The organism is Anaerostipes sp., from assembly GCF_018381315.1.
Taxonomy (GTDB): Bacteria; Bacillota; Clostridia; order Lachnospirales; family Lachnospiraceae; genus Anaerostipes.
On sequence record NZ_JAGZSD010000001.1, the window covers coordinates 223,204 to 241,678 of the forward strand.

The 18,475-nt window shown below is 43.9% G+C and carries 22 protein-coding genes; 20 read left to right on the plus strand and 2 right to left on the minus strand.

Annotation, left to right across the window (positions count from 1 at the left end):
- Window positions 1–5: 5 nt before the first annotated feature.
- The 16 genes from nth (at window position 6) to KH180_RS01215 (ending at window position 14,475) form a co-directional block, all read left to right on the plus strand.
- The gene (gene nth / locus KH180_RS01140) at window positions 6–656 is read left to right on the plus strand and encodes an endonuclease III (protein WP_290755575.1); all 651 of its coding nucleotides are present in this window, start codon (window positions 6–8) and stop codon (window positions 654–656) included.
- 3 nt (window positions 657–659) lie between these two features.
- The gene (locus KH180_RS01145; RefSeq protein WP_290755577.1) at window positions 660–1,364 is read left to right on the plus strand and encodes a 3'-5' exonuclease; all 705 of its coding nucleotides are present in this window, start codon (window positions 660–662) and stop codon (window positions 1,362–1,364) included.
- A 133-nt stretch (window positions 1,365–1,497) separates the two neighbouring features.
- On the plus strand, window positions 1,498–2,994 hold the full coding sequence (locus KH180_RS01150; protein ID WP_290755579.1) for a VanW family protein: 1,497 nt from the start codon (window positions 1,498–1,500) through the stop codon (window positions 2,992–2,994).
- Between the two features lie 13 nt (window positions 2,995–3,007).
- A complete protein-coding gene (locus KH180_RS01155; RefSeq protein WP_290755580.1) occupies window positions 3,008–3,997 on the plus strand; it encodes an AIR synthase family protein in 990 nt (329 codons plus the stop codon).
- Window positions 3,998–4,005: 8 nt separating this feature from the next.
- On the plus strand, window positions 4,006–4,488 hold the full coding sequence (locus tag KH180_RS01160) for an Lrp/AsnC family transcriptional regulator (protein WP_175403692.1): 483 nt from the start codon (window positions 4,006–4,008) through the stop codon (window positions 4,486–4,488).
- Window positions 4,488–5,648: an aminotransferase class I/II-fold pyridoxal phosphate-dependent enzyme gene (locus KH180_RS01165; RefSeq protein ID WP_290755581.1), complete on the plus strand. Its 1,161-nt coding sequence runs from the start codon at window positions 4,488–4,490 to the stop codon at window positions 5,646–5,648. The genes KH180_RS01160 and KH180_RS01165 overlap by 1 nt, the downstream gene beginning before the upstream one ends.
- A 2-nt stretch (window positions 5,649–5,650) precedes the next feature.
- Complete coding sequence (locus KH180_RS01170; protein WP_290755583.1) at window positions 5,651–6,151, plus strand: tRNA (cytidine(34)-2'-O)-methyltransferase; 501 nt, start codon at window positions 5,651–5,653, stop codon at window positions 6,149–6,151.
- 18 nt (window positions 6,152–6,169) lie between these two features.
- On the plus strand, window positions 6,170–6,907 hold the full coding sequence (locus KH180_RS01175) for a DUF975 family protein (RefSeq protein WP_290755585.1): 738 nt from the start codon (window positions 6,170–6,172) through the stop codon (window positions 6,905–6,907).
- Between the two features lie 8 nt (window positions 6,908–6,915).
- Window positions 6,916–7,629: a DUF975 family protein gene (locus tag KH180_RS01180; RefSeq protein WP_290755587.1), complete on the plus strand. Its 714-nt coding sequence runs from the start codon at window positions 6,916–6,918 to the stop codon at window positions 7,627–7,629.
- A 12-nt stretch (window positions 7,630–7,641) separates the two neighbouring features.
- The gene (locus tag KH180_RS01185) at window positions 7,642–8,355 is read left to right on the plus strand and encodes a DUF975 family protein (protein ID WP_290755589.1); all 714 of its coding nucleotides are present in this window, start codon (window positions 7,642–7,644) and stop codon (window positions 8,353–8,355) included.
- 84 nt (window positions 8,356–8,439) lie between these two features.
- Window positions 8,440–9,876, plus strand: coding sequence for a proline--tRNA ligase (gene proS / locus KH180_RS01190; protein WP_290755591.1), 1,437 nt, complete (start codon window positions 8,440–8,442; stop codon window positions 9,874–9,876).
- A gap of 9 nt (window positions 9,877–9,885) precedes the next feature.
- The gene (locus KH180_RS01195; RefSeq protein WP_290755593.1) at window positions 9,886–11,235 is read left to right on the plus strand and encodes a CCA tRNA nucleotidyltransferase; all 1,350 of its coding nucleotides are present in this window, start codon (window positions 9,886–9,888) and stop codon (window positions 11,233–11,235) included.
- Entirely contained in the window at window positions 11,232–12,029 is a 798-nt protein-coding gene (locus tag KH180_RS01200) for a glycerophosphodiester phosphodiesterase family protein (protein ID WP_290755594.1), read from the plus strand. Before KH180_RS01195 ends, KH180_RS01200 begins: the two co-directional genes overlap by 4 nt.
- Window positions 12,030–12,139: 110 nt before the next feature.
- On the plus strand, window positions 12,140–13,192 hold the full coding sequence (locus KH180_RS01205; protein WP_290755596.1) for a D-alanine--D-alanine ligase family protein: 1,053 nt from the start codon (window positions 12,140–12,142) through the stop codon (window positions 13,190–13,192).
- Window positions 13,193–13,194: 2 nt separating this feature from the next.
- Window positions 13,195–14,013, plus strand: coding sequence for a glutamate racemase (murI, locus tag KH180_RS01210; RefSeq protein ID WP_290755598.1), 819 nt, complete (start codon window positions 13,195–13,197; stop codon window positions 14,011–14,013).
- Window positions 14,014–14,022: 9 nt separating this feature from the next.
- Window positions 14,023–14,475: a DUF1934 domain-containing protein gene (locus KH180_RS01215; protein ID WP_290755599.1), complete on the plus strand. Its 453-nt coding sequence runs from the start codon at window positions 14,023–14,025 to the stop codon at window positions 14,473–14,475.
- Here the strand turns inward: KH180_RS01215 and KH180_RS01220 are convergent.
- Complete coding sequence (locus KH180_RS01220; protein WP_290755601.1) at window positions 14,401–14,922, minus strand: phosphatase PAP2 family protein; 522 nt, start codon at window positions 14,920–14,922, stop codon at window positions 14,401–14,403. The genes KH180_RS01215 and KH180_RS01220 overlap by 75 nt on opposite strands.
- 93 nt (window positions 14,923–15,015) lie before the next feature.
- Between KH180_RS01220 and KH180_RS01225 the strand changes: the two genes are divergently transcribed.
- The 4 genes from KH180_RS01225 (at window position 15,016) to KH180_RS01240 (ending at window position 16,965) form a co-directional block, all read left to right on the plus strand.
- The gene (locus KH180_RS01225; protein WP_330624246.1) at window positions 15,016–15,444 is read left to right on the plus strand and encodes a GNAT family N-acetyltransferase; all 429 of its coding nucleotides are present in this window, start codon (window positions 15,016–15,018) and stop codon (window positions 15,442–15,444) included.
- 3 nt (window positions 15,445–15,447) lie between these two features.
- The gene (locus tag KH180_RS01230; RefSeq protein WP_290755605.1) at window positions 15,448–16,068 is read left to right on the plus strand and encodes a DUF4190 domain-containing protein; all 621 of its coding nucleotides are present in this window, start codon (window positions 15,448–15,450) and stop codon (window positions 16,066–16,068) included.
- Between the two features lie 3 nt (window positions 16,069–16,071).
- Window positions 16,072–16,416, plus strand: coding sequence for a DUF2752 domain-containing protein (locus KH180_RS01235; protein ID WP_290755607.1), 345 nt, complete (start codon window positions 16,072–16,074; stop codon window positions 16,414–16,416).
- A gap of 114 nt (window positions 16,417–16,530) precedes the next feature.
- Complete coding sequence (locus tag KH180_RS01240) at window positions 16,531–16,965, plus strand: hypothetical protein (protein ID WP_290755609.1); 435 nt, start codon at window positions 16,531–16,533, stop codon at window positions 16,963–16,965.
- 21 nt (window positions 16,966–16,986) lie between these two features.
- Here the strand turns inward: KH180_RS01240 and KH180_RS01245 are convergent, their stop codons facing one another.
- On the minus strand, window positions 16,987–18,456 hold the full coding sequence (locus KH180_RS01245; protein WP_290755611.1) for a GGDEF domain-containing phosphodiesterase: 1,470 nt from the start codon (window positions 18,454–18,456) through the stop codon (window positions 16,987–16,989).
- Window positions 18,457–18,475: the final 19 nt, after the last annotated feature.

Sequence of the window (18,475 nt, forward strand, 5' to 3'; positions counted from 1 at the left end):
AACCTATGGCGAAAGTATCCAAAAGAGTAACAAAAGAACGTGTAAGAAAGATCTGCGATATTTTAAATGAAACTTATACTACAGAATATAAGTGTTATTTAAATCATGAAAATGCGTGGCAGCTTCTGATTGCAACAATGCTCAGCGCACAGTGTACGGATGCCAGAGTGAATATTGTTACAGAGAAGCTGTTTAAAAAGTATACAAGCCTCAGTGCATTTGCAGAAGCAGATATTAAAGAACTGGAGAGAGATATTTATTCCACTGGATTTTATAAAAATAAAGCAAAGAACATTATCGGGGCTGCAGGCCAGATTCTTGAGCGGCACGGAGGGGAAGTGCCGGAAAGTATTGAAGAACTGACTGCTCTGGACGGAGTGGGAAGAAAAACGGCCAATGTAATACGGGGCAATATTTTTCATGAGCCCAGTATTGTGGTAGATACCCATGTAAAAAGGATTTCTAAGAAACTATATCTGACAAAAAATGACGATCCGGTTAAGATCGAACATGACCTGATGAAGGTTCTGCCAAAAGAACAGTGGATCCTTTACAATATCCAGATCATCACCCATGGGAGGAATGTCTGTATTGCCAGACGGCCGAAATGCGGGGAATGTACTCTGCAGACGGTCTGCCCATCCTGCGAGGTGTAGCCTATGAAGGAATATGTTGCGTTTGATCTGGAGACCACAGGACTTTCTGTAGATGATGACCAGGTAATTGAGATCGGAGCTGTCAAGATCAAAAACGGCAGGATCGCCGGAAAGTATAATTGTATTATTTATCCCGAAAGGGAGGTATCAGAATTTATTATCAAGCTGACCGGGATCTCCAGGGAAATGCTGGATGGGGGTCTTCCGCTTAGGGACGGTGTGGAAGGATTTCTCTCCTTCAGTGAGGGGTTCCCGGTGCTGGGGCATAATCTGATGTTTGACTACCGCTTTATGAAGACAGCGGCCAAAAAGTTTTCCTATTCTTTTGAAAAGGAAGGTGTGGATACTCTGAAGGCCGCACGGCAGCTGCTTCGGCAGCTCGAGAGCAAGAAGCTGGGGAGTCTTTGTGAGCATTATCATTATGTCAATCAGGCGGCCCACAGGGCTTATGATGATGCACTGGCCACAGCAGTTGTGTTTGAATCTATGAAGAGGGAATTCGGGCCGGAACAGAAGGTCTTTGAACCGGAGCCGCTTATGTACCGTCCCAAAAAGGCCCAGATGATCTCTGCAAAGCAAAAACGATACTTGAATGAACTGCGGAAATATCATAAAATAGAGGATAACGGCAGCATTGACGGACTTACAATGAGTGAAGCTTCCAGAACTATAGATGAGATTATTTCAAAATATGGGGTGATGCGATGAAAAAGAAGAGAATGATTGCCGGAATTATTGCGGTCCTTTTAGCGGTCATAATGGTCGGCACAACCGTTGCCGGTTATTTACTGGTGTAAAACGGACAACATTTGTACACAGAAACAACTTAGGAAGGATAGGCATGTCTAAAAAAATCAAGATCGGTATCGCTGCCGGAGTTTTAGCAGTGATCTGTATTGGCGTATTTGTTTATATCAGCCAGACAGTAAAAGGAGCTACCAGGGACAATAAGATTGTCCAGGGGGTAGTATTTGAAGGTAAGTCCCTTGGAGGGATGACAAAAGAAGAAGCAAAAAAAGAGATTGAAAATTATATAGACAAAGAAAAAGCAAAGGATATTACATTTTATGTGGATGATAAGAAAGCGGTAATCAAGCTTTCTGAGACCGGCGTTTCATGGGATGTGGAGAAAACAGTCAGGGATGCCTACAGCGTGGGAAGATCAGGCAGTATTATCAACCGTTATTCCCAGGTGAAAAAGGATCAGGTTGAGGTAAAGATTGAACGCAGCTACGATCAGGAGACATTTGACAAGAAACTTGAGGCTGCTGCGAAAAAGATCGTATCAGAGCCTAAAAATGCATCTTTAAAAAGGAAAAACGGCAAGTTTGTCATTATTAAAGAGAAAACCGGATATGCGCTGAACAAAAAAAGCACATTCCAGGCATATAAGAAGCAGGTTGAGGCAGAGAGCTTTAAGGTGCCGCTAAAGGTCACAAGGAAAAAAGCAGAGTATACCAGCGAAGATATGGCTAAAATCAAGGATAAGCTGGGCACCAAGACAACTTATTACGGTTCTTCTGCACCGGGGAGAAAAGGCAACGTTGCAAACGGTGCCAAGATGATCAACGGAAGTGTGGTCTACCCGGGTGAGACATTTTCAGTATATAAAGCGGTTTCTCCGTTTACAAGTGAAAATGGATATTACCTGGCAGGCTCCTATGAAAATGGCCAGACTGTCCAAACCTACGGGGGCGGTATCTGTCAGGTTTCCACAACACTGTATAATGCAGTGATCAGGGCAGAACTTAAGATCAAAGAGCGGCATCCGCACTCCATGACGGTATCCTATGTGCCGAGATCCGCTGATGCGGCCATCGCAGGAACTTATAAGGACTTAAAGTTTCAGAACCAGTTTGACTTTCCTATTTATATAGAAGGAATTGCCGATGGCTCCAATATCACATTCAGCGTCTATGGACAGAAAACAAATCCGGACCGTCACGTGGAGTTTGTCTCTGAGACAACTTCTGTCAGAAACAGTTCCGGGGAGAAAGTCATCAAGGATCCCACACTGGAAGAAGGAAAACGTGTGGTAGAGCAGGTCGGTCATACAGGATATGAAGCAAGACTCTGGAAGATTGTAAAAGAAAAGGGCAAGAAAACACAGAAGATTTTGTTTAATACGTCCAGCTACATGGCAACTCCGAATACCGTAAGGGTTGGAACAAAGAAGAAAGAGAAAGACAAGAAAAAAGAGAAAGACAAGAAAGAAAAAGATAAAAAGTCCACAGAGAAATCTGCGGAAAAGACGACAGAGAAGAAAAAGACGACAGAAAAGAAGAAAGCAACTGAAAAGAAGAGCACCGAGGGCACCAAAAAATCCAAAGAAAATTAATTAGGGTAAAATCATGAAGATAGGTAAAATTCCAGAATCCACTTTAAAAAAAGTTATATTGGAACAGCTGGGCACAAAGCGGGATGAGGTTTTAATCGGTCCGGGGATCGGAGAAGACTGTGCAGCGTTAAAGCTTGGGGAGGGGGAAGTGTTTGTGCTTTCCACTGACCCGATTACAGGCGCAGACAAAGAAGCAGGGCGGCTGGCGGTGCATGTTACCGCCAATGACCTGGTTTCCTCCGGTGCAGAACCGGTCGGCCTGATGCTGACAGTCCTGCTTCCGCCGGAGACAAAAGAAAAGGAATTAAAACAGCTGGCCGCAGAGATGCAGGAAGAGTGCGTAAAGCTGGGCATTGCAGTTATCGGAGGACACACAGAGGTGACGGATGCGGTCAGAAAGCCCCTGATTTCGGTTACCGGCGTTGGGAAGGTTAAGGAAGACCGGCTTTTATCCACAAAAGGGGCCAGGCCAGGACAGGATATTGTTGTGACAAAATATATCGGGCTGGAGGGTACCGGGATCATAGCCAGTGAACAGGAAGATCTGCTGAAAGAACGCTTTTCCGAAGATTTTCTTGACGAGGCAAAGGCCTGTCTTGAATATATCTCTGTTGTTCCGGAAGGAAAGATTGCGGGAACCTATGCTTCTGCAATGCATGACATTACAGAGGGAGGCATTTACGGGGCGCTCTGGGAAGTAGCCCAGGCCTCCGGTGTGGGGCTGGAAGTTTCGATTGAGGACATTCCGGTCAAACAGCATACAGTGGAATTATGTGAGTTTTTTAACTTGAACCCATACCAGCTGATCTCCAGCGGTTCCATGCTGATCACAACAGACCATGGAAATGCCCTTGTGAGGGCATTGGAACAGGAAGGCATCAAAGCTTCAGTCATTGGCCGCACCACAGATTCTAAGGACAAGATCATTTACAGGGAAGGCAAAGCGGCAAGCCTGGAAGCTCCGAAACAAGACGAATTGTATAAGATTGGAGAAAGATCATGAATCAAGAGCTGAGAGAGTCGATTTTAAAATTATTAGAAAAGAACAGCCGTCTGGATCTGAAAGAACTGGCTGTTCTCCTGGATTCCACAGAAGCTGAGATTGCAAATGAAGTGGCTGAGATGGAAAAAGAACACATTATCTGCGGATATCACACACTCATCAACTGGGATCATACGAGCAGAGAACAGCTGACAGCGATGATCGAAGTCAAGGTTACACCTCAGAGGGGAGAGGGCTTTGATAAGATTGCTGAGCGCATCTACAATTTCCCTGAGGTTAAGGCGCTGTACCTTATGTCCGGAGCCTATGATTTTATGGTTATGCTGGAAGGAAAGACAATGAAAGAGATTTCTATGTTTACTTCATCCAAGCTTGCTCCGCTGGAAGCAGTGTTAAGCACAGCTACTCATTTTGTGCTTAAGAAGTATAAGGACCACGGAACTGTATTAGAGGCAAAAAAAGTAGATAAGAGACAGGCGGTGACTCCATAATGAAAGATATGCTGTCAAAAAAGGCCGTTATGCTGGAACCATCCGGCATACGGAAGTTTTTCGATATCGTGAGCGAGATGCCGGAAGCGATTTCCCTGGGTGTGGGAGAGCCGGATTTTGATACTCCCTGGAGGATCAGGGAAGAGGGCATCTATTCTCTGGAGAAGGGCAGAACCTTCTATACGTCCAATGCGGGACTGAAAGAGCTGCGGGATGAGATCTGCAGATATTTAAAAAGAAAATACCATATGCATTATACAAACGACGAGATTCTTGTGTCTGTAGGCGGAAGTGAGGGGATCGATGTGGCGCTTAGAGCCATCATCAATCCGGGAGATGAGGTTATCGTACCCCAGCCGTCCTTTGTCTGCTATGTACCGTGCGTTATTATGGCGGACGGGGTGCCCGTTACTGTGGAGCTGAAGGAAGAACATAAATTTAAGCTCACAAGGGAACAGCTGGAAGCTGCAGTTACGGATAAAACAAAAGCCATCATCATGTCATTTCCGAATAACCCGACAGGGGCAATTATGACCAAAAAGGATCTGGAACCGATTGCGGATTTTGCAAAGGAACACGATCTGCTGGTAATCTCTGATGAGATTTATTCTGAGCTTACTTATGGCCATAAGCATGTCAGTATCGGTGCACTTCCCGATATGAAGGAGCGGACCATTGTGATCAACGGATTTTCAAAGGCGTTTGCCATGACCGGATGGAGACTTGGTTATGCGGCGGCTCCGGAAATCATTATGGAGCAGATGGTGAAAATACATCAGTATGGTATCATGGCGGCGCCGACTACCAGCCAGTATGCCGCGGTGGAAGCCCTGCGTGCCTGTGATGATGAGGTAGAGGAAATGAAGAATTCCTATAACCAGAGAAGGCGGTATTTGCTGCACCGTTTCAAAGAACTGGGACTGGAGTGCTTTGAGCCGGAGGGTGCGTTTTATGCATTTCCGTCGATCAAGGAATTTGGAATGAGTTCAGAGAAGTTTGCTGAAGAGCTGTTAAAGGAACAGAAAGTAGCCATCGTGCCCGGCACTGCATTCGGAGCGTGCGGGGAAGGATATTTAAGGGTATCCTATGCATATTCTATCGATGAGCTGAAGGAAGCCCTGAGCAGGCTTGGTACATTTATTGAGAAACTAAGGAGATAATCATGCTGCATATTGTTCTGCATGAGCCGGAGATGCCGGCCAACACTGGAAATATCGGAAGGACATGCGTTGCCTGCGGGGCAGTCCTGCATCTGATCGAGCCGCTTGGATTTAAACTGAATGAAAAGATGATCAAACGGGCAGGATTGGACTACTGGGAGCATTTGGATGTGAGGACTTATGTAAATTTTGAGGATTTCCTTGAGAAAAATGGATATCCGAAAATTTATATGGCAACTACAAAGTCCAGACAGACTTATGCGGATGTCGCTTATGAGGGGGCAGACCAGGACGTCTATCTGATGTTTGGAAAAGAGAGCGCCGGGATTCCGGAAGAAATCCTGCTGGATTATAAAGATACCGCAGTCAGGATTCCGATGCTTCCTGCGATCCGTTCCCTGAATCTGTCCAACTCTGTGGCTGTTGTCGCCTATGAGGTGCTGAGGCAGCAGGGGTTCGATCATTTTCAGAGAGAAGGCCAGCTGCATCATTATGAGTGGTAGAAAACGAGGAGAGAGATTATGAGAGAGAGAATGAGGGCAAAGGATATAAAAGCATTTGCCAAAGAAAAATTAAAAGTAAATCTGAAGGTTCTAATACTGATTCAGATCATTATTGTGCTTATCACCATGGGAATTACAGTGTGGGCTAATGCATTCCAAAGACTGACTGGTTCCTGGATATTGACATTTTTGATACAGATTTTAGAAATGTTTATAATGTATGTTTTTTTTGCGGGCAGTACTTATGCATGTTACATGAGTTCCATGGGTATGAAGCCAGGAATAGAGGATGCTTTTTATGCATTCCGAAAAAAGGCGAGAGCAGTTTTATGGGTAATCCTCAGAAAATGTATTATGATTCAGGTGTATGCAGCAATATTTGGCTTCTTCATCGGAATATTCACTTCAGCCATTGATGCTGACAGCAGTATCGCACTTCTTATCTCCGGTATATTGTCAGTGATCATAGTCGAACTTCGTTATTTCCCTGCAATATATTTGTTGATGGAAGGTGAAGAGAAGGAAGCAAAGAAGGCAGTGTGGCAGGGCACAGACTTGATGAAAAATAATTATACAAGACTGATCTCCCTGTACCTTTCTTTTATTCCGTGGATGCTTCTTGGTGTCCTTACACTTGGAATCGGACTGTTTGTAGTGGGCCCATGGGTGCAGGTTTCCATGGCAGTATTTTACAAGGATCTGATTGAACGGGAAAAGGTAAAAACAGGTGCGAAAGCGGAAGATAGTATGGGATAAGATTTTGTATGAAAATCAGAGAGATAATTGATACCGCCGGCAGACGGGTTAAGGAAGATTGGAAACGATTAGCACTGTTTCAGCTGGTTATCATATTCGTTTTTTTGGCATTGACTATACTGGAATATGCTTTGAGCAGAAGAGTTAGAATGCAATCATTGAAATTGCTGATAAGTTTTACTCTTAATTTATTGAAACTGCTGCTGACAGGCGGGGCTGCCTATGGTTTTATGAAAGCGGCCGTCGGTGAAGAAGTCAAAGTGCAAGATATGTTTTTTGTATTTTGGTATGATGCGCTGACTTACACAGCGGTCAATCTAAAAATTGTATTGATGTTTGCTGCCGTTATTATAATAGGCCTGCGCTGGATTTCAGGACTTTTTTTCTATGCATACACATTTACTGCCGCATTGGTTGTCACGTATGTATTGGCTGCATGCATATGGATGTTTTTTCGATTCCGTTATTTTCTCTCAATTTATCTTTTGATTGATGGTGAAGAAGTTACATCTAAATGGGCGTTGAAAAGAAGTGCGCGAATGATGGAGGGCAATTATATCAGGCTGATCGGCCTTCAATTATTTTTTCTGCCTTTTATTCTGTTATCAGTGCTTACATGTGGAATTGGCTTTTTATTTGTGTTACCATGGAATAATGTGGCAAATGCATTATTCTATATGGATCTGATCTGCAAAGATAAGAAGCTAGAGGAGCAGATTTGAAGTGGAAGTGTAATGAGAGAGAGAATGAAGTTTAAGGATATACGGGGCTTAGCAAAAGAAAGAGCTAAGGAAAGTCTGAATACTTTAATACTGATGGAAGTAATCATCATAATAATTAGTTTGGGGATTCAGAGATGGGGAGAAGGACTGGTGACACTATTTCCATTTCTGCCGTTTTTATTACTGATAGATATTTTAGCATACATACTGGTGTCTTTGTTTTGGACAGGAAATACCTTCTCTTGCGTAATGGTGACCATAGGCATGAAAGCAGAAGTGGACCATATCTTTTATGGATTTAAACATAATAGAAAAGAAATCTTATGGCTGCTTTTGAGAAAAATTTTGATAATAAAAGTGTACATTGCACTGTTTTCTATTATTGGAAATTTTTTGTGTGAGATGTTTCAGCTGGATAATTCTTACATGTACTTAATTGCCTATTTATTAGCGTATACTGTTGTAGAGCTGCGTTATTTTCCTGCGTTATATTTGCTTTTAGATGGTGAAGAACAGAAATGTGGTCTGTCAGTATCCCGGGGAATCAGGATGATGAAAGGTAATTATTTAAGACTGATCTTACTTAGTTTTTCTTTTCTTCCTTGGATATTAGTGGGTCTGCTGCTCTGCGGACTGGGGATTTTAATTGTTGCACCATGGATCCAGATATCTTTCGTCATATTTTATATGGAATTAAAGCAGCAGGAAAAGAAAAAATACGTATGAAGGCGGAAAAGGATATTAGGCAGGAGAAAGTATGAAAATTAGAAAGTATTTTAATAAATTAAGATATAAAAGGAGATAAATCACATGGCAAAAGAAAAGAAGCTGGTGGAAGCCATCACAGCAATGGATGAAGATTTCGCACAGTGGTATACCGATGTAGTTAAAAAAGCAGAATTAATTGAATATTCCAGCGTGAAGGGATGTATGATCCTGCGTCCCAACGGATATGCCATCTGGGAGAATATCCAGAAGGTTATGGATGCCAAATTTAAAGAAACCGGAGTGGAAAATGTGGCTATGCCGATGTTTATTCCGGAAAGTCTTTTGGAGAGAGAAAAGGACCATGTGGAAGGCTTTGCGCCGGAAGTGGCGTGGGTAACCCATGGCGGGAATAAGAAACTGGAAGAGCGTCTCTGTGTCCGTCCTACTTCGGAGACTTTATTCTGTGACTTCTATTCTAATATTATTCAGTCCTACAGGGACCTGCCGAAATTATATAATCAGTGGGTATCCGTAGTGCGTTGGGAAAAGAGCACCAGGCCATTCCTCAGAACCTCAGAATTTTACTGGCAGGAAGGGCATACAGCCCATGCTACAGCTGATGAGGCAGAAGAGCGCACTGTTCAGATGTTAAATATGTATGCAGATTTCTGTGAACAGTATTTAGCAATTCCGGTTGTAAAAGGACAGAAGACAGAGAAAGAAAAATTTGCGGGTGCCAATGCTACCTACACAATCGAAGCGCTGATGCATGACGGAAAAGCTCTCCAGTCCGGTACCAGCCATAACTTTGGAGACGGATTTGCCAAAGCATTTGACATCCAGTATACAGATAAGAACAATAAGCTGCAGTATGTGCACCAGACCTCATGGGGAATGTCTACCCGTATTATCGGAGCTATCATCATGGTCCACGGAGATGATTCAGGACTTGTACTTCCTCCGAAAATTGCACCGGTACAGACAATGATCGTGCCGATTATGCAGAAAAAAGAAGGTGTTCTTGAGAAAGCAGAAGAAATCAGGCAGCTTCTTTCTAAAAATTATAAAGTAAAAGTAGATGATTCCGATAAGAGCCCGGGATGGAAGTTCAGTGAACAGGAAGTTCAGGGAATCCCGACCAGGATCGAGATCGGGCCGAAAGATATTGAAAAAAACCAGGCAGTGATCGTGCGCCGTGATACAAGGGAAAAGTTCATTGTTTCTCTTGATGAACTCGAAGCAAAGTTAGCTGAGGTGCTTGAACAGATGCAGAGCGATATGCTGGAGCGTGCCAAGAAGCATTTGAAGGACAACACTCATGAAGCAGGCAGCTGGGATGAATTTAAAGATATCATCGAGAAACAGCAGGGATTTGTAAAAGCCATGTGGTGCGGAGAGACAGAATGTGAGGAAGCGATTAAGGATGAGACCGGCGCTACCACACGCTGTATGCCGTTTGAACAGGAACATTTAGGTGATGTATGTGTCCATTGCGGCAAACCTGCCAAGAAGATGGTTCTTTTCGGAAAAGCTTATTAAAGGAAATTTATGTTTAAAATAGAGATACCTGAAAAAGCAAAACAGATTATAAATCAGCTGGAACAGGCCGGCTACGAAGCATATGTCGTAGGCGGCCCGGTCCGGGACTGCATTTTGGGCAAGTGTCCTATGGACTGGGACATTACCACATCCGCATCTCCTTACCAAGTAAAGGAGATTTTTTCATATACCATTGATACCGGCATTGCCCACGGCACTGTCACAGTCATGATGGGCCATGAACCGTTTGAAGTGACCACTTACCGGGTGGACGGAGAATATAAGGATCACAGAAGGCCGGAGGAGGTCTGCTTTACAAAATCTTTGAAAGAAGATCTGCTGAGAAGAGATTTTACGATCAATGCCATGGCATATAATGACAGAGACGGGCTGATTGATTATTACGGCGGAGTGGATGACCTGAAACAAAATATCATCCGCTGCGTAGGTGAGGCGTCAAAACGTTTTGATGAGGATGCCCTGAGAATATTAAGGGCTCTTCGGTTCCAGGCACAGCTGGGTTTTGTCATTGAGGATAAGACAAAGCAGGCAGTCAGGGAGCAGGCAAAATTTTTAAAGGACATCAGTGCAGAACGGATCCAGGTGGAGCTTACCAAACTTCTTGTATCCGGCCATCCGGAAACAATTCTTCATGCATATGAACTGGGAGTTACAAGTGTGGTGCTTCCGGAGTTTGACCGGATGATGGAGACTCCTCAGAATAATCCCCACCACCGCTACAGCGTAGGGATCCACACAGTGGAGGCATTAAAGAATGCGGAGTCAGACCATATCCTGCGATGGACCATGCTTCTCCACGATGTGGGAAAACCGGAGGCCAGAGTGGAAGGACCGGATAAAGACCGGTTCCGGGGACACCATATTATCGGTGAGGAAATGGCCGGACAAATTTTAAGGAGACTGAAGTTTGACAATCAGACAGTGAAACAGGTGAAAGCACTGGTCCGCTGGCATGATATCCGGTTCGGATCACTGAAGGAAGTGAATAAGAAGACGGTAAGGCGATGGGCCAGCAAACTTTCAGTTCCTTTATTTGAAAAGCTTTTAAAGGTCCAGCAGGCAGATATCCTGGCCCAGAGCAGCTTTATGCTGGAGGAAAAGCAGGAGATTCTTGACCGGACCGCAGCTCTGTTTGAGGAAATTAAAAAGGAAAAGGACTGTCTCCAAATAAAAGATCTGGCTCTTGACGGAAAGGACCTGATCCGTCTCGGCATGAAACCCGGAAAAGAATTGGGTGACATGCTCAATGAGCTATTGGAGCTGGTTCTGGATGATCCGCAAAAAAACAGCAGAGAGATACTTAAGCAGGCCGTGAGGGAGAAAAGAGGGCAGCAATGATCATTGTATTGATACCAGTTTGTATTTTTTTATACCTGTATATGATCTACCCCGGGAAGACCAGAAAGCATCCGGTGCTGGAAACAAAGTACTTTGCACACCGGGGCCTGCATGGATTTGACGGCATACCGGAAAATTCCATGGCAGCTTTTAAAAATGCAGTAGATCACGGATATGGTATTGAACTGGATGTACAGCTTACCAAAGATGATGTGATGGTAGTCCATCATGATTATGATATTAAGAGAACATGCGGAGTCAACAAAAAAATCCGGGATCTGACATATGAGGAGCTGAGAAGATATCCTCTGATGGAGACAAAAGAGCGCATCCCCAGATTTGTGGATGTGCTGGAAATGGTCCATGGACAGGTGCCTCTCCTGGTAGAACTTAAAATGGAGCACTGTGACCGGAAGCTGTGCAGGCTGTCAGCAGGGGCACTGGACCAGTATCATGGGCTTTACTGTATGGAATCCTTTCATCCGTATGCGCTCTTCTGGTTTCGGATAAATCGTCCGGAAGTGATCCGGGGACAGCTTTCCATGAATTTTAGGAAGGATAAACATAAAGGCAATCAGCTGGCTTACTGGGCAGAAAAGAATCTTCTGACGAACTTTGCGACAAGACCGGATTTCATTGCATATAAGTATATTTACTGGAATGAACTGTCTTTGAGAGTGTGCCGGAGGATTTCCGGGATTCCTGTCTATGGATGGACATTCCGGGATAAAAAAGATTTTGAAAAATACCGAAAGAGGTTTTATGGATTTATTTTTGAAAAGTTTATACCCTAAAATGTATACCCACAGGGCACACCGTATTTTATGCCCTTCGGGCTGGCGTGCTTTCGCACGATAATGTATGCTATAATGTCACCATGATTAAAAGGAGATGTAAGACAGATATGAAGAAGAATATCGCTGTAATTTTCGGAGGAAGATCCTCAGAACATGAAGTATCCTGTGTTTCGGCTGCAACGGTTATCCGAAGCCTGGATGAAAATAAATATAATGTGATTTTAGTGGGGATAACAAGAGGCGGCCGCTGGCTGCTTGTGGATAAACTGAAAGATATTGAAGACGGAAGCTGGAGAGAATCCAAAGTGAATGCGGTTATTTCTCCGGATACACAGGATCAGTCCCTTATTCTTTTGGCAGAGGGAACGTACCGGCTTCAGCCGGTCGATGTGATCTTTCCGGTGCTCCACGGTTTAAACGGAGAAGACGGAACGATCCAGGGGCTGTTTGAGATGGCGCAGATTCCGTATGTAGGCTGCGGAGTTCTTGCCTCAGCAGTATCTATGGATAAGGTCTACACAAAGATCATAGTGGAAGACCTGGGAATCCGCCAGGCAGAGTTTGTACACATTAGAAGGAGTGACCTGGATCAGATAGAAGATGCCCTTGACAGGGCGGAGGCAAAGCTTTCCTATCCAATGTTTGTAAAACCTTCACGTGCCGGATCTTCTGTGGGAGTTTCCAAGGCAGAAAATAGAGAAGAATTGTCAGCCGCCCTATCAAAGGCTGCAGAGCATGACCGGAACATCCTGGTGGAAGAGACGATTGTGGGACGGGAAGTAGAGTGTGCGGTTCTCGGCGGAAAGGAAGTCAAAGCTTCCGGTGTAGGGGAGATTCTTGCAGCAGCCGATTTTTATGATTATGACGCCAAATATAATAATCAGGAATCCAAGACGCTGATCGACCCGCCGATGCCTGAGGAGACGAGAGAAGAGATCCGAAGATCTGCAGCTGAAATTTTTAAGGCTGTGGACGGATATGGACTTTCCCGTGTGGATTTCTTTATTGCAGAAAGCGGAGAAGTGGTATTTAATGAGATCAATACACTCCCGGGATTTACCTCCATCAGTATGTATCCGATGCTGTGGGCAGCCCAGGGGATTGAGACACCGGCTCTTGCAGATGAGCTGATCCGTCTTGCGGAAGAAAGGTTTGAGTAAAAATGAGCACTGCACATGATAATGCACCGATCGGAGTGTTTGATTCAGGTGTGGGAGGCCTTACCGTTGCCCGGGAGATTATGAGACAGCTTCCGGATGAGAGTCTGATTTATTTTGGAGACACAGCGAGAGTTCCCTACGGAACAAAATCAAAGGATACGGTTATCCGGTATTCCAGGCAGATTGTAAACTTTCTGCTGAGCAGGAATGTCAAAGCTATAGTGGTTGCATGCAATACGGCCAGTGCCCTGGCCATGTCAGAGCTTCAGAAGGAATATATCGTGCCGATGATCGGCATGGTAAGACCCGGAGCCACTGCGGCTACCAGAGCCACAAAGAATCATCATATCGGTATTATAGGGACCAATGCCACTATAAAGAGCGGGCAGTATGGAAGGTATTTAAGAGAGCTGAATCCGGAGGTCACAGTTGTAACCAAGGCATGCCCTATGTTTGTGCCTCTTGTGGAAGAGGGGCTTATCGATGACAGGATTACAGAAGATATGGTGTCCAGGTATCTGAGGGAATTCGACCAGTATGAGATTGATTCTCTGATCCTTGGGTGTACTCATTATCCTCTGCTTCAGAATCCTATCAAAAACTTTGTGGGAGATGCGGTGACTTTGATCAATCCTGCCTACGAGGCGGCAAAGTCTCTGAAAGAATTGTTAAAAGACCGCAGAATAGCCGCAGAGAATGGGCATACCGCAGAATATGAATACTATGTCAGCGACATGGAGGATCAGTTTCTGACCTTTGCAGACAGAGTGCTCCCATGCCATGTGGAAAATGTACAGCCGATCGATATTGAGAAATATTAAAGGAGACAAATGAAGAAAGAAGTAATTATAAATATCTCGGGCCTTCAGCTGGATGTGAGTTCCGAGGAACCCATTGAATTGATGACTACAGGGAATTACTATCTGAAAAACGGAAAGCACTATATTATGTATGATGAGCTGACCGATGATTCCCAGATTGTAAAAAACCGGTTAAAGATCAGTCCGAAGATTGTGGAAGTAACAAAAAAGGGAGCCAGCAGCTCCCATATGGTATTTGAGAGAGGAAAAGAAAACCTCACTTATTATGATACTCCCTTCGGCAGCCTGCTGCTTGGCATCAATACCAGCAAGATTGACCTTGAGGAGACAGAGGACAAAATGGCTCTGCACATTGATTATGGTTTATCCATTAACTCGGATCATGTTTCAGACTGTTCCATTGACGTATCCATTGCGTCGAAAAATACGGAAAATCAAGACAGCGCAGACTGTGCCAAGTAAGATGCCGCCGAGTACATCGGTGGGATAATGTACATACAGGTACAGCCTGCTGAAAGCGATCAGAGCTGCAAGAACAAAAGCTGGGATTCCCAGTTTTTTGTTGTATAAGTACAAAAACACTGCTGCACCGAATGAAGATGCGGAATGCCCGGATGGGAACGAAAAACGTCCGGGCGGAGGAATCAGCAGTTCGATATCCCGGTGAGTAAAAGGTCTTGCTCTGCCCACCAGGGGTTTGATGATCTGGTCTCCGATGATATTGGCCGTCAGCATGACGAGCAGCATACCGAGGCCTGCCTTCCGGTATTTTTTAGTGAATAAAAGAATGACAGCGATCAGGATCCAGACAGCCCCTGCATCGCCCAAGTGGGTGATCCGGGTAAAGAAACTGTCCAGGAACGGAGTCCTCAGATGCATTTGGATAAAGTCCAGTATTTGAAAATCCATAACTGCTCCTTACTTTTTTTCTTAAATTATATCACAAATTACGGCTTCGTGTTATAATATCAAAATGAATTACAAGAGATAGAAGGAATGAACATGATTACACTAGTTGCAAACCACATCGGAGTGGAAACTTACCTATGGCTCCGCGAAGCCGTCGGTTTTAAAAAGCTTTCAAGGACCCAGGCGGTAAAAGCGCTGAACAACAGCCTCTATGTGGTTGCTGCCTATGCAGATGACAGAATTGTCGGCATGGGCCGTATCGTAGGAGACGGAGCAGTTATCTGCTATATTCAGGACCTGATGATACATCCGGATTATCAAAGAGCCGGTGTCGGAAGCAAATTGATTGAGAATCTGGTTGCTTTTGTGGAAAGTATCCGGGAGGACGATACGGAAATGATGCTGGATCTGATGTGTGCAAAGGGAAGAGAAGCTTTTTATGAGGCACACGGTTTTATGTCCCGGCCGAATCAGGATCTGGGGCCTGGCATGATAAGGTACTTAAATGAAAGGAGAGCTTAATATATGGAAGAAAAGAGATATGACCCTTATACGGGGGAAGAAATCAAGGAGCCGGTACAGGAGGATATGAATCAGGAAGAACAGGAGGCTGTTCAGACTGAATCTGCAGCAGAACAGACAGAGACCAAGGCTTCTCCGGATACAATTGTAGTGGGAGAAAGCGGATATTACTATCAGGAAGAAAGACAGACCGACTATGGTTATCAGCAGAACCAGACAGGTGCACAGGCATATGGTGCACAGGAAGAACCTCCGAAAAACAGTTATGCCACAGTTTCCCTTGTCCTGGGTGTTTTAGCTATAGCGTTGGCATGCTGCTGTTTTCCTGTAGCATTTATCCTGGGTATTGTGGCAATCGTACTTTTTTGTATATCACCAAAGTTTATGGGAAAAAAGGATGGTAAAGCCGTTGCAGGTCTGATCTGCGGGATCTGCGGAATTGTTCTTTCTCTTATGATCACTGTTTTTGTAGTTGTGAATATTGCAAATGGTGATTATGAAAGCTATATCAACAATTATGATACTCATGACAGCAACACTGACGATGATGACTTCTGGGACGACACAGATGATACAAATTCTAATGATGTAAATACAAGTGACAACTGGAATGAAGATATCTAAACCATGGATAAGATATGGAGGCTGATCCCGGTTTTTCCCTGTGTTTTTAAAATGGTCACGCATCTTTATTGTCCTGCCTGCGGAGGCACCAGGGCAGCCATTGCTTTTATACAGATGGATTTTCTTACATCTCTGAAGTGCAACCCCATTTTCATGTATCTGGTTTTGATTGGAGGATGGCTTGGCATAGGAGCTTTGATCCGAAAGACCGGCAAGGGAACAGGAAGTTTCTTCCGGTTCCGTATGTGGATGCTGTATGCAGGTTTGGCCCTGTTTTTGGGATTTGGGATCTTGAGAGACATAGGACTGTATTTTTATCATTATGACTATCTTGGAGATTTTTATTAGAAAAGAGATAAATTCCGGAACTTTTAAGGAAGTTTCCGGAATTTTTAGTTTAAAGTAATTAAGAATCTGCACTGTTGGAATAGCAGTACAATTCTATCAGAAAGGAGTGGCGCTATGGAGAAAAAAAGTCTGATTATCCATATTTGCTGGGTGTTTGTGTTTCTGATTTTATGTTATGGATTTGGAAGTATTTATACTTTATTGAAAAGTGAATTTTTAGTCAAAAGGAAGCTAAACTATATTTCCATAGCTATGACAGCAGAACCTGCCATGTATCTGATCCTGGGTGTCATGCTGGGACTGCTGCTTTTGGTTTGTATGAGTTACAATGTCTCCAGACGGCAGATGGCAATAGAGATGCTGATCGCAGAAATTCCAGTTTTGTCTACCGTATTAAATGAGCTGGTGAGGGATCTGATGGTGAATCATGGATTTATGGTGAGCAGAGTTATCAACAGATCATTCACATCAGTCAGATGGATTGCAGTTCCATATATTTTGTTTTTGTATATTAGCAGAAGAAAATTTCTACATAAAACAGGAAGGTAAAGGGAAGGAACTGACCAGAGTTCACACCGTATCCTCCCAACGTTCAAAGTCAGGGACAGACAGCGGTTTTGAAAAATAATAACCCTGGACAGTTTCACAGCGGACACTTTCAAGGATCCGGATCTGTTCCTGTGTCTCTATTCCTTCAGCCACAAGCTGGATTCCCAGCTTATTTGCAATTTCGATAAAACCAGCGATAAGATTTACAGCTTTGGAATTTGTAATGTCTGCAAAGAACTGCCGGTCCAATTTTACGGTATCCACGTCAAAGTCCTTCAACAGGGCAAGTGCGGAAAATCCGACGCCGAAATCGTCCAGGGCACAGTGAAATCCAAGCCTGCGCATCTCTGTGATACTGCTTTTTACCAGTTCCCGCTGCTGTTCGTCCAAAAAACTGTACTCTGTCAATTCAAACTCAATGATCCCGTCAGGTATTTCATATATTTTTTTAATCTCAGAAAATCTTCTTAAAAAGTTCAGATTTTTAAAATGTGCTCTGGACAGATTAACGGATATAGGAAACAGTTCTTTTTGAGTTTTTATACGGTTTTGTATGTAAATGCAGACTTCTTCAAATACAAAAAGATCAAGCCGGCATATTTTATCATTAGCTTCAAAGAGAGGTATAAAATCACCAGGACAGATCGTCCCTTTCTCCGGATGGAACCATCTGACCAATGCTTCGGCTCCGTTTAGTGTCCGGTCAGACAGCCGGATCTTGGGCTGGAGATAGATGTGAAAATAATGGTTTTTAATGGAGCTTTCAAAAAGAGTATTCAGTTCGTATTCCATCCGCTGCTGTTTTGCCATGTCCGGGTGGTAGAAATAACACGGACCGGCTCCAATCTGCTGCCGGCAGGCACTTCTGGCCCGGTCCTGTACGATAGTGATATCCAAAACCGGATCATCCACCAGATAGATACCGTACAAAATAGTCAGTTTGTATTCAATATCGGTATGATTGTTAAAAGAATTAATATCTCCAGACAATTCCTGAAGACGGCGTGTAATATCTTCCATGCTGTGTTCTCTGAGACAAAGAAAAAAACAGTCTGAGTTATCCCTGGCTGCTGTTTCGCCGGTGCAGATAAAACCGTCTAATTTGCTGGATACGTACTTTAAAGTGTCATTCCCGGCAGATGATCCGAAATTTTCGTTGATCAGCTTAAAACCTTTTATATTCATAAATACAACGGCATATGTGCCGGCTTTCATATGGACAGCCAGTTTTTCATATGCCAGACGGAATGCAGCCTCATTCATGCCGCCGGTCAATGGGTCGGTCAGGGCAGCAGCTTCAAGCTGTCTGTATTTTGATCTGTAATACAGGATCATTGATGCAAAAACAGAACATATTATGACTGACCTTAGTTTGAAAGTGCTTGAGATTATAAGAAAACTGAGAAAAACCAACACAATCCAAACACAGGCAGACCGGATTTTAAGAACAGTAAAAGTTCCATCATTTTTCATCCTCATCACTCCATTCATAACTCCTTCTCAAAAAAAT

Excerpts from the sequence above, each read along its gene's own strand:
- KH180_RS01185 (WP_290755589.1), top strand. The coding sequence starts at position 7,642 with ATGAGAGAGAGAATGAAGTTTAAGGATATACGGGGCTTAGCAAAAGAA.
- proS (WP_290755591.1), top strand. The coding sequence starts at position 8,440 with ATGGCAAAAGAAAAGAAGCTGGTGGAAGCCATCACAGCAATGGATGAA.
- KH180_RS01230 (WP_290755605.1), top strand. The coding sequence starts at position 15,448 with ATGGAAGAAAAGAGATATGACCCTTATACGGGGGAAGAAATCAAGGAG.
- KH180_RS01245 (WP_290755611.1), bottom strand. The coding sequence starts at position 18,456 with ATGAATGGAGTGATGAGGATGAAAAATGATGGAACTTTTACTGTTCTT.
- KH180_RS01205 (WP_290755596.1), top strand. The coding sequence starts at position 12,140 with ATGAAGAAGAATATCGCTGTAATTTTCGGAGGAAGATCCTCAGAACAT.
- KH180_RS01170 (WP_290755583.1), top strand. The coding sequence starts at position 5,651 with ATGCTGCATATTGTTCTGCATGAGCCGGAGATGCCGGCCAACACTGGA.
- KH180_RS01220 (WP_290755601.1), bottom strand. The coding sequence starts at position 14,922 with ATGGATTTTCAAATACTGGACTTTATCCAAATGCATCTGAGGACTCCG.
- KH180_RS01155 (WP_290755580.1), top strand. The coding sequence starts at position 3,008 with ATGAAGATAGGTAAAATTCCAGAATCCACTTTAAAAAAAGTTATATTG.
- murI (WP_290755598.1), top strand. The coding sequence starts at position 13,195 with ATGAGCACTGCACATGATAATGCACCGATCGGAGTGTTTGATTCAGGT.
- KH180_RS01165 (WP_290755581.1), top strand. The coding sequence starts at position 4,488 with ATGAAAGATATGCTGTCAAAAAAGGCCGTTATGCTGGAACCATCCGGC.
- nth (WP_290755575.1), top strand. The coding sequence starts at position 6 with ATGGCGAAAGTATCCAAAAGAGTAACAAAAGAACGTGTAAGAAAGATC.
- KH180_RS01225 (WP_330624246.1), top strand. The coding sequence starts at position 15,016 with ATGATTACACTAGTTGCAAACCACATCGGAGTGGAAACTTACCTATGG.
- KH180_RS01195 (WP_290755593.1), top strand. The coding sequence starts at position 9,886 with ATGTTTAAAATAGAGATACCTGAAAAAGCAAAACAGATTATAAATCAG.
- KH180_RS01145 (WP_290755577.1), top strand. The coding sequence starts at position 660 with ATGAAGGAATATGTTGCGTTTGATCTGGAGACCACAGGACTTTCTGTA.
- KH180_RS01240 (WP_290755609.1), top strand. The coding sequence starts at position 16,531 with ATGGAGAAAAAAAGTCTGATTATCCATATTTGCTGGGTGTTTGTGTTT.
- KH180_RS01150 (WP_290755579.1), top strand. The coding sequence starts at position 1,498 with ATGTCTAAAAAAATCAAGATCGGTATCGCTGCCGGAGTTTTAGCAGTG.
- KH180_RS01235 (WP_290755607.1), top strand. The coding sequence starts at position 16,072 with ATGGATAAGATATGGAGGCTGATCCCGGTTTTTCCCTGTGTTTTTAAA.
- KH180_RS01200 (WP_290755594.1), top strand. The coding sequence starts at position 11,232 with ATGATCATTGTATTGATACCAGTTTGTATTTTTTTATACCTGTATATG.
- KH180_RS01215 (WP_290755599.1), top strand. The coding sequence starts at position 14,023 with ATGAAGAAAGAAGTAATTATAAATATCTCGGGCCTTCAGCTGGATGTG.
- KH180_RS01180 (WP_290755587.1), top strand. The coding sequence starts at position 6,916 with ATGAAAATCAGAGAGATAATTGATACCGCCGGCAGACGGGTTAAGGAA.
- KH180_RS01175 (WP_290755585.1), top strand. The coding sequence starts at position 6,170 with ATGAGAGAGAGAATGAGGGCAAAGGATATAAAAGCATTTGCCAAAGAA.